At 43.1% G+C, this 14,770-nt stretch carries 13 protein-coding genes; 8 read left to right on the forward strand and 5 right to left on the reverse strand.

The window, feature by feature from the left end:
* The first annotated feature begins 132 nt into the window (after window positions 1–132).
* The 3 genes from P364_RS0110130 (at window position 133) to P364_RS0110140 (ending at window position 3,828) form a co-directional block, all read left to right on the forward strand.
* The gene (locus tag P364_RS0110130) at window positions 133–1,419 is read left to right on the forward strand and encodes a VTT domain-containing protein (RefSeq protein WP_024630021.1); all 1,287 of its coding nucleotides are present in this window, start codon (window positions 133–135) and stop codon (window positions 1,417–1,419) included.
* Window positions 1,420–1,862: 443 nt separating this feature from the next.
* Complete coding sequence (locus P364_RS0110135) at window positions 1,863–2,324, forward strand: MarR family winged helix-turn-helix transcriptional regulator (RefSeq protein WP_024630022.1); 462 nt, start codon at window positions 1,863–1,865, stop codon at window positions 2,322–2,324.
* A 1-nt stretch (window position 2,325) separates the two neighbouring features.
* A complete protein-coding gene (locus P364_RS0110140; protein WP_024630023.1) occupies window positions 2,326–3,828 on the forward strand; it encodes an IMP dehydrogenase in 1,503 nt (500 codons plus the stop codon).
* 503 nt (window positions 3,829–4,331) lie between these two features.
* Here the strand turns inward: P364_RS0110140 and P364_RS0110145 are convergent.
* The 3 genes from P364_RS0110145 to gap form a co-directional block, all read right to left on the reverse strand.
* Complete coding sequence (locus P364_RS0110145; RefSeq protein WP_024630024.1) at window positions 4,332–5,312, reverse strand: NAD-dependent epimerase/dehydratase family protein; 981 nt, start codon at window positions 5,310–5,312, stop codon at window positions 4,332–4,334.
* 140 nt (window positions 5,313–5,452) lie between these two features.
* A complete protein-coding gene (locus P364_RS35215; RefSeq protein ID WP_201770153.1) occupies window positions 5,453–5,773 on the reverse strand; it encodes a hypothetical protein in 321 nt (106 codons plus the stop codon).
* A 101-nt stretch (window positions 5,774–5,874) separates the two neighbouring features.
* The gene (gene gap, locus P364_RS0110155; protein WP_024630025.1) at window positions 5,875–6,885 is read right to left on the reverse strand and encodes a type I glyceraldehyde-3-phosphate dehydrogenase; all 1,011 of its coding nucleotides are present in this window, start codon (window positions 6,883–6,885) and stop codon (window positions 5,875–5,877) included.
* A 221-nt stretch (window positions 6,886–7,106) separates the two neighbouring features.
* On the opposite strand from gap, the gene P364_RS0110160 reads away from it, so the two are divergent.
* From P364_RS0110160 to P364_RS0110185, 5 genes are all read left to right on the forward strand, one after another.
* Window positions 7,107–7,706, forward strand: coding sequence for a TetR/AcrR family transcriptional regulator (locus P364_RS0110160; RefSeq protein ID WP_024630026.1), 600 nt, complete (start codon window positions 7,107–7,109; stop codon window positions 7,704–7,706).
* A gap of 807 nt (window positions 7,707–8,513) precedes the next feature.
* Window positions 8,514–9,089: a TetR/AcrR family transcriptional regulator gene (locus tag P364_RS0110165; RefSeq protein WP_024630027.1), complete on the forward strand. Its 576-nt coding sequence runs from the start codon at window positions 8,514–8,516 to the stop codon at window positions 9,087–9,089.
* A 203-nt stretch (window positions 9,090–9,292) separates the two neighbouring features.
* Entirely contained in the window at window positions 9,293–10,333 is a 1,041-nt protein-coding gene (locus P364_RS0110170) for an NADH:flavin oxidoreductase (protein WP_024630028.1), read from the forward strand.
* 698 nt (window positions 10,334–11,031) lie between these two features.
* Window positions 11,032–12,006 carry a phosphotransferase enzyme family protein gene (locus tag P364_RS0110180; RefSeq protein WP_024630029.1) on the forward strand — a complete coding sequence of 325 codons (975 nt, stop codon included), beginning with the start codon at window positions 11,032–11,034 and terminating at the stop codon, window positions 12,004–12,006.
* Window positions 12,007–12,076: 70 nt separating this feature from the next.
* Entirely contained in the window at window positions 12,077–12,640 is a 564-nt protein-coding gene (locus tag P364_RS0110185; RefSeq protein WP_029880898.1) for a GNAT family N-acetyltransferase, read from the forward strand.
* 123 nt (window positions 12,641–12,763) lie between these two features.
* Here the strand turns inward: P364_RS0110185 and P364_RS0110190 are convergent, their stop codons facing one another.
* Together P364_RS0110190 and P364_RS0110195 are read right to left on the reverse strand one after the other, a co-directional pair.
* Window positions 12,764–13,906 carry an alpha/beta hydrolase gene (locus P364_RS0110190; RefSeq protein ID WP_024630031.1) on the reverse strand — a complete coding sequence of 381 codons (1,143 nt, stop codon included), beginning with the start codon at window positions 13,904–13,906 and terminating at the stop codon, window positions 12,764–12,766.
* A 111-nt stretch (window positions 13,907–14,017) separates the two neighbouring features.
* Window positions 14,018–14,677 (reverse strand): TetR/AcrR family transcriptional regulator, encoded by a 660-nt coding sequence (locus tag P364_RS0110195; protein WP_024630032.1) that lies wholly within the window; start codon window positions 14,675–14,677, stop codon window positions 14,018–14,020.
* Between the last annotated feature and the right edge of the window lie 93 nt (window positions 14,678–14,770).

The following is a 14,770-nucleotide window of genomic DNA, read 5'->3' on the forward strand; positions in this document are numbered from 1 at the left end:
TCGAGCAGTGTAATCATGATCTGGATCGAATAGACTAATCGAAGTCACCGATAAAGGTGCCACATTATAATCCAATAGATAAGGCGGATTGGTCGTTCTGCAATCCGACTGTATTTCGGAAGGTGATCAACCTTGGACATTTTGACGAATTTGCTGGAACATTACGGGTATGGTCTTATTACTTTGTTTCTGTGCCTCGAAATGCTGGCATTGCCGCTTCCGGGGGAGATGCTGATGAGCTACATCGGCCTCTCTGTATATGAACAAAAGCTGAGCTGGCTCATCAGTATCGTGTCAGCCAGTTCAGGTGTCTTGACCGGAGTAACGCTTTCTTACTGGATCGGTTATCGTTTGGGAAGGCCGTACGTCGTGCGATATGGAAAACGCGTCCATCTTACAGAAGAACGCGTTGATAAGATGACTCTCTGGTTTGAGAAATATGGAGATAAGCTTCTTTTCGTAGCTTATTTCATCCCTGGAGTTCGACATATTACGGGGTATTTTTGCGGCGTTACACGCATGCCGTTCAAGCGTTACGCACTCTATGTCTATACCGGCGCGATTTTTTGGGTGAGCTTGTTCATCTCCTTGGGTAAAGTGCTTGGTCCCAAATGGGAGCAGTATCATTCAACGGCCAACCGGTACATGATTATCTTCGGTATCGCATCGGCACTTCTGACCGGCGTAATCTATGTGTATCGCAAGTATAAACGTCCGGTGGTGGAAGCACTGATGCAACTACTCATACATGCTGGGCGCCGCTTTAACTCGTTCGGTAGAGTTCGGTTTCTTTTGCTCGCTTCATTTGCCTTTTTCGTTTTGTTCTTCTCGCTGATGCTCGGTATAATCCAGGACTTTCTGGCTCAGGAATTTGGCCAGTTCGATGAGATCGTCTCCTATCTGGTTGCAGCCACATTTGGAACCGAATGGAGTGAATGGATGAATGCCTTTGCGAAGTTCGGTACCCTTTATTTCTATGGTCCCTTGCTTGGATTAACAGCGCTTTGGATCGCATTGCGCAGCAAAGAGCGTAGGTTAGACTTAGTCTTTCTTGTATGGGTAGTTGCTGCAGGGGAGTTAATTGACGAAATTTTGCGCATGGTTTTCCATCGTGGAGGGCCCATTACGGACGGCGTCCAGTTTATTAATACCTTCCCAAGCGAGGAAACGTTAGTTTCACTGACGGTATGCAGCTTTTCGGCTTTTCTATTGCTGAGATATTATAGCTTTCATTATATCCGTATGCCCATCATTATGTGCGTAATCCTGATTTGCCTTGGAGTAGGTATCAGCCAAATTTATTTCAAAGTGCAATATCCAAGCGATGTCTTTGCAGGATATGTATTCGGCGGAGTATGGGTCAGTCTTAATGTAATGCTTTTAGAGATTCTCCGAAAATTGCGAACCGTTAGGGGATGAATACATCATGTAAAGGAGATACATACCGAGATCACATTCTTCAGCGGTGACTTCATCAGCAACCGCATCGTTCTGTTATCCATTGTCATAGGAGTTGGAGTTTCCATCATTACATATAGAGCGGTGGTAATACCCATCGGAAGAGTGATAAAACTGAAAGATATCTCATAGTCTGTTTGGTCATTGAACTAACGGGAAGGTTAGTTCAATGACCAAACAGACTATTTTTATAATGAACAGTTTTACAAATTGATTTAACACTATAAAGTAATGGAATTACATCTTCATTCTTTATCATTACTAGTTAATGTAGTGACGTAGGCCCCCACAAAAATTCACTCTCCTGATTAAATCTTTCGTTTGTATCCTCTTAGTTACTTGACAAAAGGTAACTGGTTAGATATTTTAATACATAACCAGTTACCTTTTGTGGAGGTGAAAAAATGGAATTTCCAATCGAAAAAAAAATCACACCTAAAGCATATGTTTATGGATCAATTTTCACATTGTCTAACCGTTTGCAACTTTTAGGCGATAGAAGGTATAAGGATCTTTCACTAAAGCAAGCTTTTGTGTTGTGGAATATTTCTCTTTATGATGATTACTTTCTTAACCTAAAAGATATTGCTCAAATTGTCGGCACCTCGAGTCAGAATGTGAAAAAAATCATAAATATTCTTGAGAAAAAAGGTTTTGCAAAAGTAGGAAAAGATGAAACTGACAGAAGGAGTTTACGTGTTGCTTTAACATCTAAGGGTAAAGAGTATTACTTGGAAAGAGGTAAGGAGGAAGAACAGTATATAGAGGAGTTATTTACTGACTTCGATGATGAGACGCTTATGGGATTGTATCAAGGTCTATATAAACTTATGGAAAAAACAGCTCAAGAACATGGGGGGAAATAATATGGCAGTTTATCTGAATGAAGTATCGCGCACCTTTGGTGAGTATTTACTAATACCAGGTTACTCGTCTGTAGAGTGTATACCGGCAAATGTAAGTTTACAAACACCCTTAGTAAAATTTAAAAAAGGAAATCAACCTCCTATGTCTTTGAGAATTCCTATGACATCAGCAATTATGCAGTCTGTTTCTGATGATACAATGGCAATATCTTTAGCAAAAGAAGGTGGACTTTCTTTTATTTACGGATCACAATCTATTGAAAGTCAGGCACAAATGGTTGCTCGTGTTAAAAGTTATAGAGCTGGATTTGTTGTTAGTGATTCAAATATATCTCCAGAAGGTACTTTAGACGAACTGTTAATGTTAAAGAAGAAGACAAATCATTCGACTGTAGCCGTAACGATTGATGGAAGTTCTAGAGGTAAATTAGTAGGCATTGTAACTAGCAGAGATTATCGAGTAAGTCGGATGACTTTAGGTACTAAAGTTAAAGATTTTATGACACCATTCGAAGAATTAATCTGTGGTAATAAAGATACCACATTAAAAGAAGCGAATAATATTATATGGGAGCACAAATTAAATTGTCTTCCAATCATTGATGATGAACAAAGATTGATTTCTATGGTGTTTCGAAAAGATTACAATACGAATAAGAAAAATGAGTATGAGTTGATTGATGAATCAAAAAGATATATGGTTGGCGCAGGTATTAATACTAGAGATTATGCTGAACGAATTCCAGCATTACTTCAAGCTGGTGTAGATATTCTTTGTATTGACAGTTCCGAAGGATTTACAGAATGGCAAAAGATTGTTCTTGAATACGTCCGAAAGAATTATGGTGATACTGTAAAAATTGGGGCGGGAAATATAGTTGATAAAGAAGGTTTCCGTTTCCTTGCCGATGCTGGTGCCGATTTTGTAAAAGTAGGAATTGGTGGCGGTGCAATTTGTATTACACGAGAACAAAAAGGCATAGGGAGAGGTCAAGCTACCGCATTAATTGAGGTAGCGAAGGCTCGTGATGAATATTTTAATGAGACAGGAATCTATGTACCAATTTGTTCTGATGGAGGTACTGTACACGATTATCACATTACATTGGCACTAGCTATGGGAGCAGATTTTCTAATGTTAGGAAGATATTTTGCCCGATTTGACGAAAGCCCCACTAAAAAAGTGAATATAAACGGTAATTATATGAAGGAGTATTGGGGAGAGGGAAGTACGAGGGCAAAAAATTGGCAAAGATATGACTTAGGCGGTGACGAAAAACTTTCTTTTGAAGAAGGAGTTGATTCGTTTGTACCCTATGCAGGAAGTTTAGAAGATAATGTTGGACTTTCTTTAAGCATAGTACGTTCAACAATGTGTAATTGTGGTTACCTGACAATTTCTGAACTACAAAAAAATGCTAAGATAACCTTAGTTTCTTCCACAAGTATTGTTGAGGGTAGTGCGCACGATGTTATACTTAAAGATAGTCGTCAGATATTGTAACAAATCATGATTAGTGAATTGCAGCGCTCATCATAGTTACAGGCCCCCTTGTGGTACTTTTTAAGTCGCTATTTTAGCGGCTTTTTTTGATTTATTTAATTGAATCTGATAATGACACAAGAGCTGTTTGTGAAATAAACGGACGATCAAGGTGGGTTGCAACATTTTTCATAGATGATATACATGAGACTAACATCTGAGGGAGTTACAACTAGGACAATTAGCAATGAAGGATTTACGACAAGTTTTTTGTTTTTGAGGACATAGATGGAAACTTATTTGATGTATGGAAGCATAAAGATTAAACTTACGGAACAATTTAGTTCAACAAATAAAGGAAGGAGCAGTCTCGCCGGCGGCGACTGCTCCGTTTTTTATTACGCTAATAAGCTTTTGCTGATCTGTAGTGCTCTTCTTCGTCGAACGCTGCCTACCACATTGGCCTAAAGAGCCATTCCAGAGAACAACTTACCACCGTTTGCCGTGGTTTGCCCTCCAAGGCCCTATCGTTGAGCAGATGGTTCCTCGTAGCTTTGCAAGCCTGCGTCGCGCAAAGTTCTTCCGACATAGCCCAACTCTCGACGTGCAGCGGCATCGTTGACAGTGAACTCTCGCCCAATCATACGTATCATCGAACGTGAGATCGGCGGATCGCCGTCTTTCCGCGTAACGGCCCAGGTAGTGTCGAACAGACGGCCAATAACAGAGGCGAGCCAGTAGGGCATCGAACGCAGCTTATCGATGGACAGGCCCTGCAAGTTCGCAAGCGAGACGACGAACTCACGGAAAGTCTGTCCTTCCTGGTCTTTGATGAAGAAGGCATGGCCGCCTTCTCCGCGTTCAAGAGCGCATTGTATGGCTTCAACCACATTGTCCACATGGCAAGTTGAAAAAGCGTAATCACCGCGGTCGATGAACGCGAACTGTCCAGATCTGACTGCTTCGGGAAGCGCTCGGCTAAACGGATCACCAGGCCCCCAGATAGCGGGTGGGCGAAGCGCGATCGTGCGAAAGCCGGGTTTGTTGGCTGCCAGAACCAATGAATCGGCCTGTGCCTTGCTCGCCAGGTAGGAGGAGAAGTGGTTCAGGAAAATCGGCGCGCTTTCATCAGCATCGCGGATGAGCGTTCCGCGGTTATCCATGTGGATCCCCGCCGCGCTGATGTAGACGAATGTCTTCGCACAGGCGGACTCCGCTGCCTTCAACAAGGCTGCGGTGCCATCGACGTTGGTACGGAAAAAGGGTCCGCGAGGCCCTGAAAAGCGGAAAAGGGCGGCCGCATGCACAACCGCATCGATCACCGGTAATACGAATGGCGTGCTGCTTTCGAGATCGGCATCGACCGGCGTGGCACCCATGGCCTTGAGTTTGGCGTGAGATGATACAGAGCGTGTGAGGGCGAAAATCTGGTGACCATCCTCCACGAGCTTCGGGATCAGGCGGCCGCCGAGCAGGCCGGTGCCTCCCGTGACGAGAATTTTCATTGTGATCATCCTTTCGGTTCGGAATTCAGGATAGACCGCATGGCGCAACCGCGGATTTGCTCAAGAACCGCAGAAGTGGGTGGCTCCACCTTGCGTAGCCGAGCTGTGACGTGAAGCAGGGATGCAGCTTTCGCAGATGCCTACATGAGCGGCAGCCACTCGATCGTCGGCGCGAGCCGTCCCTCGGCGTCGATAGCTGCGAAGCGTTGTATTAGGAGCGCAAAGGCCTGCTCGGCGGCGGGAATTCCAGCACCGTCGAGAATGCGGCTCATCATCGCTACGTAGGGCCGTGGACGAGCTGCCGCGAAGCGCACGTAATCGTCCCAGCCTTCGCACAGCGCCATCACCGGATCGACGCATTGGGCCGCAGTCCTTTTGCTTTCGAGCAACAGCGCGAAGGCTTCCGCAATGGCGGCGCGCAGAAGCCCGTTGGCCCTTCCGAAGTGATGGTACAGCTTCAACCGACGCGCTCCCGTCAAAACCAGACTAATGCCGAACAATCGATCATTGTATTGTGGAGTGCATCCTTCATAGAATTTTCCTTCTATCCATCATTTATTGTTTATCTAGCAATCTTAGCGAAGTGCTCCAGCGTACGAACCAATTGGGCTGTATAAGACATTTCGTTATCGTACCAAGCTGCGGTTTTCACCAATTGCTGGTTACCGACTGTCAGAACTTTCGTCTGCGTGGCGTCGAAGAGCGAACCGAATGTGATGCCTTTGATATCGGAAGATACAATTTCGTCTTCCGTGTAGCCGAAAGTTTCTGGATCGGAAGCTTCTTTCATAGCAGCGTTAACTTGCTCAACCGTTACCATGGTATTCAAAACGGCAACGAGTTCTGTCACGGAACCTGTTGGCACAGGTACACGTTGAGATGCCCCATCCAGTTTGCCCTTCAGTTCCGGAAGAACTAGGCCAATGGCTTTTGCGGCACCGGTGGAGTAGGGAACGATGTTCTCCGCTGAGGCGCGCGCAGCTCGGAAATTGCCTTTTGGATCCGGAGCGTCAAGTGTGTTTTGGTTACCCGTGTAAGCGTGAACGGTCGTCATCAGCCCGGATTGGATACCAAACTTGTCGTGCAGAGCTTTAGCCATAGGGGCCAGGCAGTTGGTAGTGCAGGAAGCGCCGGAAATGACAGTTTCCGTTCCGTCCAGTGTGTCATGGTTCACGTTGTATACGATCGTTTTCATGTCGCCTGTAGCAGGGGCGGAAATGACAACTTTCCTCGCTCCGCCTTTCAGGTGAAGCTCGGCCTGTTCTTTTGTGGTGAAGAAGCCTGTACATTCGAGAACAATATCAACGCCAAGCTCTCCCCAAGGAAGCTCTTCAGGATTCCGCTTTGCCAAAACCTTAACCTCTTTGCCGTCTACTTTGAAGGTTCCGTCATGGACTTCAATGTCACCGTGAAAAGTGCCTTGAGTCGTATCATATTTGAGCAGATGAGCTAACATTTTAGCGTTTGTAAGGTCGTTAATCGCTACAACCTCAACACCTTCCACATCTTGAATTCGGCGAAAAGCTAATCGTCCGATCCGTCCAAAACCGTTTATACCTACTTTTATAGTCATTGAAAAATCCCCCTATAAGTTTTATTTATTCCAATAAGCGAATGCCAGTGATGAAATAAAAATGGGTCAGCGTCTATTTCATTCTAGAATGGCCTGTTGTATAATGTTAAAAGATACCGATCGGTATCTTTATATTAGCATGATATTAATGAATTGCAAGGCCGAATTGAATAATTCATTTAAAACAAATGAAATAAAAAAAGGTTCATACGGAGGAGCTCATGAAAAAAGGGGACAGAACACGGGAACATATCATTATGAAATCGGCTGAAATTTTTAACCAGAGAGGATATGCCGGTACATCGCTAAACGATATTATTGCCGACACAGGAATTAAGAAGGGGGGCATCTATCGACATTTTGCCAGTAAAGACGAGATAGCGCTTGAAGCCTACAATTATGCTGCCAGTATGGTCGCCAGAAAATTTTCTGAAGCGGTCGATCAAGAGCAGTCTGCGTCAGGAAAGTTGGTTGCTTTTTTTCGTGTCTATGAGAATGTCGTCAACGATCCACCATTTATTGGAGGGTGTCCCATGCAGAATACAGCTGTAGAAAGTGACGATACTCATCTAGAGCTTTGTGGTCAAGCAAGGCAAGGGATGCATACCTTCTTGGATATGATGAAAAGTATTATTCGTGACGGCATTCAAGCGGAGGAGTTTAGGGAGGATCTGGATGTAGATGCGCTAGCATCATTTGCATTTTCCTTGTTGGAGGGAGGGATTTTACTCAGCAAGTTGGATGGGGATAACAAGCACATGCTAATGAATATAAAAATCTTCTCGTCCTATTTGCAGCAATGCTGCTTAAAGACCAGTTAATCTGGTGTACTGGCGCATCGGAATGGAGCTGTGCATCATCAATGACAACTACATCCTTAATCATAAATTGAATGAGCTGATTGAATGTTGGAAGGAAGGGCAGTACAGATAGCATAGTTGTGCATCCGGAAACAAAAAGAGAACTTGAGCTTCTAACAAATCCTAAGGGAGAGAAAAAAAATTGAGCTCACGGGAAACGTTAGCTCAATAAAACAGCGGCAGTCTAGGACTTTATTTATCGTCCACGGTTACCGCTGTTTTTATAGATGTGGCTAGTCTAATACATGTCACGATATCTGACGATTTAATAATTCGAAAACCGCCTTATACCAATTCCGAAATGCTGTCTGAAAAAATGCCTACTATTGACATTAATCACCATTGCAACCCTGAACCGTTACGTTGAGAGCAGAGAACAACTGATGGTCCATCGGGGGATTCGATCCATAATGTTCATATATTGGACAGGGGTAAGTTACAGCCTATTTTCAAACAAGTTGATAATAATCTGTTACTTATTTTTACGTTTGATCCCTTGAGGAATTTTGTGAAACAATATTTCAATGGGGTTGTGGAGATGAATGAGGATAATTTAAATCAAATGATTCAAATCTCTTTCTTGTTTAGTTTAATGGAAGGACCTTTTAAAAACGGACATATGAAGCACCCGTCTTCACACTTTGGGGAGGGTCGGTGCTTTTGTTCATTTATATAAAAATTTATGTTTATCCTTTGTAACCATCCTCTTTCAAATAGGATGTAATATCAGTTATTGACTGCATGGTCAATAACTGATATATTACTCCCATGAGTAGACCAAGAGAATTTGATGTCGATCGTGTATTATACCAGTCTATGGAAGTGTTCTGGAATCAAGGCTTCAAAGCAACTTCTTATGAGGACCTTACGCGTACTACAGGAGTCAAAAAGCAAAGTTTGTACTGTGTTTTTAAAGACAAGAGATCGTTGTTCCTGAAGGCACTGGCACTTTACCGTGAACAGGTTATAGCAAAACTGAAGGAGATTGAAGCCCTGGATTCGTCTCCCGGTGATAAACTGGATGCCTTACGATATTCCCTTTTAGACGATGAAACTGGCTGCCAAGGGTGTCTAATTGTGAATGCATCACTCGAATTCGGAACAGATGACGAGCAGGTCACACGCGAAGCTGAGCTCATGGTAGAAGAGGTTCAACTGGTATTAGAGCAGATTATAAGTAGTGGCCAGAAACAACAGTTAATTTCCAACCGATATACGAGTATAGAGCTTGCATCTTATCTAAATAACACCATTCTTGGTGTGAGAGTTATGGAGAAATCAGGTTCATCCCGTGAACAGATCGAGACGGTTCTGCGTACTTCATTTGGCATGATCATGTCTTGATCTTTTTTTTGTGAAATTCTTGACTACGAAGTCAAAAACAATTGAAGGTTGATTAATACACCACGAAACCTTGAAGGAGGTGGGGCTTTTCGATAAAAATCGTGTATTGATTCATTTGGAAGTAACGTCTAGCTGTTAACCAGGCTAGTTGCTGTTTAACATCTTAGGTCAACTTATATAAAACAAAATATGTGGAGGTTATTATGAATTACTCTCAATCCGTAGAAGCATTGTTCCAACCTATAGAGTTAGGTCACTTGAAGTTATCCAATCGGATCGTGATGGCGCCGATGACGCGTCAATTTTCTCCGGACGGTATCCCGGGTTCGAATGTTGCTGGCTATTACCGCCGCAGAGCAGAGAACGCAGTGGGGCTTATTGTGACGGAAGGGACGATAATTAATCACCCGGATGCATCCAATCAAGACAATGTGCCGCACTTTTATGGGGAAGCTGCAATGAATGGTTGGGCACATGTTGTATCTGAAGTACATGAAGCTGGCGGACGAATTATTCCACAGATCTGGCATATGGGAGCCAAAGGTCATGTTAATGATTATTCGGAAGCTGAGATTGCTACAATCGTTCAGGAATTCGCACAAGCAGCCTCAGAAGCGAAACGTGTTGGGTTCGATGGTGTTGAAATCCATGGAGCACACGGCTATCTGATCGACCAATTCCTGTATGAGAAAACCAACTCTCGTACGGATCGTTACGGTGGAGATATGATGGCTCGTACACGTTTTGCAGTTGAAGTGATTGAAGCTTGCCGTGAAGTAGTTGGACCGGAATTCCCGATTGTACTGCGTTTATCTCAGTGGAAGTCAGATGATTATCAGGCTAAATTGGCTAAAACACCGGAATTACTGGAGCAGCTTCTCGCACCGTTGGTTCAAGCTGGAGTCGATATCTTCCACTGTTCCACACGCCGTTTCTGGGAGCCGGAATTCGAAGGGTCTGATCTGAATTTTGCTGGATGGACCAAAAAACTGACTGGCAAACCAACAATCACCGTTGGATCGATTGGTCTTGATGGTGACTTTACAAGTCTGTTCACAGAAGGTAAAGGCGCAAGTAACGTCGGTATCGATGGATTGGTACAACGACTTCAGAATGATGAGTTTGATATGGTTGCTGTAGGACGTGCTCTTCTGGTCGACCCTGAATGGGCTAAGAAAATTCAAGAAGGACGTACCGATGATCTGGTTCCATTTACAAGAGAGGCGATGACCGTACTTACTTAATTGCAGTTATACTCATTAGGAAATATGTATCTTATAAAGAAAAGCAGTGACAGACCAACGGAGCGGTTGGACTGACCCCATAACGTGAGACAAATAAAACACCTTCAAGAGAATGAAACCTTGTTGTAAGATAGGGAGTTCATCTTGGAGGTGTTTTTGTAATGGCAACCAGAGTGAGTTATACCGTGGAATTAAAGATGAAAGCCATAGAAATGAGATTGTAATGTCGGGGGACAAGAACATAGTCCGATTACCGATTAGGCATATCACTAATTGATTTTAGTCCGCCGCAAATTTGTTAAGCTAACGGCAGGTTGGTTTTGTACCCATCCAGGTATAAACCGGCTTTTATTAATCAATGAGGGGACACGAGAAGAGAATCCTGACTGGGCAACCTTAACTGAGCTAATCCTTATACAATTGGAAAGAGACTCAGTTCCAACCTCGAAGTTGGTATTTTGTTATAGTTGCCGAATGGATCGTTCCCGCATGATGCAAAATGACAATGTCCTGCTTCGTTTTGATGATTCTCAATCTACCTACCTCCTGAAAAAGAAAATAATCCCTCGAAAAAGGGGTCGTAGTTCTAGGTCACGAATATAATATATGTCCCAAAGTTCCCCTGAACCGGTTTTGAGCTATCGGGTATTTGTGCGGTGCACCTATTGTTACCATAAAAGTAAAGGGGGTGAGGTTATATGGATAAAAAGATTAAACTACTATACACACAAGATATATTGAGACAGTCCGCGCAATGTTTTGGAATATGTGAAGACTCAATTTTCGAATTAAATGGGTTTCAAAATTTTGTTTATTCCGGGGTAGTTGGAGATCGAGAAGTTATTTTAAGAATTACCCATGTCACACTTCGGGATGAATTATTAACAAGAGCGGAACTAGATTTTATCATGTTCCTGGCTGATCGCAGAATGAAAGTAGCGATGCCCATTCAGTCTTTATCAGGGGATCTTATTCATATCATTGACGAGTCCTTTGTTGTGACAGCTTTTGAGAAAGCGCCCGGCAGAAATGCAGTAATAGCCGAGGAGAGCAATACGTTTTATGAGAATATCGGTCAAATGGTCGGGAAAATACATAAGTTTTCACTTAATTATTCGTCCCAACATTCACGCTATGAATGGAATGATAATACCCTATTAGCCTCATTTAAGATGTATTGTCCGTTAGAATTACACGATAATTTTGATCGTTTAATTACTGAAGTTAGCGCTTTACCCAAGGAAATAGATACGTACGGTCTTATTCATGGGGATATCAGCCCTGGCAATTATCTTAATGATGGGGACAAAGCCTTTATTATTGACTATGATGATGCTGAATATAGCTGGTTTGTTTCTGATATTGCTACACCATTATTTTATGAAATCCCTATTCCGTGGGTTGTATCTGGAGATGTAAGGAAGGAGATTACAAAGCGTTACTATTGCAACTTCTTAAACGGCTATTGTAAGGAAAATACTGTGAGTCAAGGTTGGTTAAACAAAATCCCATTATTTATTAATTTAAGGCAAGCTAGAGTTTTAGCCGCGCTCTATAGAAGCAGAGATTTTAACGCTCCTGATTGGAGCGAATGGGATGAGCAAGCCCGACGATTTTATTATGAAAATTTGTTAAATAACACTCCCTATATTGATATGGACTTTTTGTGTTAACGGGTACGATACTATAACAAAGCCAGAAAAGGAAGGGATTTGTTATGATAAAAATCTGGAGGCGAATGAGATGCTGGAATTAGAGTTTGCTACTATAGAGGAGTGGGATGAAGCATTGTGGGCGCGGATGGAGCGGATTTATCATGAGGCTTTTCCAAGCGGCGCAAAGACAAAAGCGATTTTGCGCAATATGCTGAACCGAGGGATTGGTTACTTACACACCGGCATGCATCAAGGAGAAGTGGTTGCGATGGCTGTTACTGGACTGGAGGGGAGGGCAGCGAACCGCATCCTGATCATCGATTACCTCGCGGTTGAACAGAAGCTGCGCGGGTCAGGCATCGGGACTTGGATGCTGGAGCAACTCAGAGCCTGGGGGTTAAGGGAACACGCCATCAAAGGTATGATTATCGAGGCGGAGTCCGGGAAAACGGAGGCTCATCAGGAACGCATTCAGTTCTGGCAGCGCAACGGGTTCATTCTAACCTCCTATGTTCATCAGTATAGAATGGTGCCAGAGCCGTATCAGGCCATGATGCTGCCACTGGATGGAAGCACACATGTGCCTGATGATGGTGAAGCACTGTTTCGTTATATCAATGCTTTTCATAAGGTTGCTTACCGGAAGAGCTAGACCGACATTTATTCTGTCAACGATGCCTGAAATATGAGAGAGCACTAACCGTGTAATAGGGTTAGCGGCTTTGTGGTCTGTACGGCTAGCTCTTTAATATGCGTTTATCAGCAAATTTCTCATTTATGTCACTTGTTGCTGGTACTTCTTGATCAAGTCCACGCCATCGTATGCCAGACTTTCCACACTTGCCGCCTTCTGCAGGATGTAATGATCAAAAAAGTTCTTCGTATAGTCTGTAACAAGATTTCGCATCTCCATAGCATCCCGTTCGCCTCTGAGTTCCTCATTAACACTGGTAAACACGATGTCGCAGTAATCCAAATGCCCAACACGATTAACAGAGAAATAATAGGTTTCCATGCTATTGTTAGCGCCAATTATCGCATTCATGTTATAGTTGGGTTCACAAAACAGTAGCAAAAAGGGTTTCTTAAGGTCGCTATCGAGAAGGCCGAACGCACCGCTATCCAAGCCAATCCCGCAGGCGAACCGATCGTCGTCCCGGCAAACCATCGCCGTTGTAAGCCCTCCATAAGAATGTCCGACGATGCCCATGCCGATGTCAAAGAGCAATCTGCCCTTAAAGATGGAGTTCAGCTCTCCAGAGTCCAGTTTGTAAAGATAATCGGCTACATAACTTACATCTTCTGCCTGTAATTCGCTATACTTTGTTAACTGGGAAAGTATCGGCAGTGTAAGTACGTTATGGCACATCTCAATGGCAGTTTCATCGTCAGGCCGCATCTCCATCTTACCAGCCAACGCCAGCATCTCCGGATCTTCAGAAAACGCTGTAATGGCATCCGAAAAACCCTTTGATACATTAAACAGGCGCCCATCTTTACGCTTATACATCGTGCTATTCGGATGGCCGATGCTTACCACAACATATCCCATGCTTGCCAAGTCTGTACAGATCACTGTACCCCATTCCGGAGAACTGCCCCCGCCGCAAACATAGAATAACACCGGATAGTGCTTTTCCTTCCCGGAGAGAGCAAGGTCGTCGTAACACTGGGTCGTGATATCTATAGTGAAAACATCCTTCAACGCAGTGATAAGTGGCTGCTCATTCAACATCTCGTAGACTTCAGGAAACATGTACGTTGATGTCGTCTTGCCTTCATTACTATCGGAAGGATAGTACACAAACGCCGTCAGTTCTCTTTTGGAGTGATCTGATGCGGTGTACTCCAAATCCATCTGGGTTCGACCGACTGTATACCCGCCAATTGGTTCTGGAAATGCATCATAAGTTTCCATATTCTTGTTCCCCCTTCATTAATAAAAGTGGTGAATGTGAAATACATACATTGCGCTATAAGCCTTTTCAAAACAGTAAAACCATTACATTCTATCTTCAGTGAATCATATCTACTCATTGGCTTTCTTGAAATCTCTAACAATTTCAGAATATTTATGATCTTCAAGCAGCCCATGGCTCATAAAGTCAGTAAAGTACTTGCTAATCTTATTTTGCAGCGTAGAGTCCTTAATATTGAACTCCCTAAAAAACATGACTAAATTAAACTGCATTGACTCAAACATAAAAGAAATCAGGTCGTCGTCAATATCAGGTCGGAGATATCCATCCACTCTCATTCGGCGCAAAATGTCCTTGATCAAGGGGAAAGACTCGCCCTTTAGCACATTCAGATATACTTTAAGTAAAACGTTCTCAGGAATGTATAAAAATGTTTCAATGAGTTTGATTTCCAGCTCATTCAATGGCTCAGTCACAGTGCCATTAACGTTACCAAATAAGCCAGTAAGGAAAAACCGGTAAAGGGAATCTTCATTATTGTTATTAAAATACGCAGCTCTTTTCTGGGTCACATTACGTACTAAGAGACAATAAAGGTCATCTTTGTCTTCAAAATACCGATAAAATGTTCCGGGGTGCATGGACAAACGATCCAAAACCATCTTCATCGTTATATCCTCGTAAAGATGATCAACAAAAAGATGCATAGCGTTATTAGATATTTCCTCGCGCCTTGCTTCATCTAAACGAATGAAAGAATTTTTTGGCATAGAATACTCCTTAATATATAGTGTGAACTGATTCACACTATATCGATAATTTATTCACATGTCAAGTAGTATAGAAATATATCATTATAAAAA

The sequence above is a fragment of the Paenibacillus sp. MAEPY2 genome (assembly GCF_000499205.1).
Lineage (GTDB): Bacteria > Bacillota > Bacilli > Paenibacillales > Paenibacillaceae > Paenibacillus > Paenibacillus vandeheii.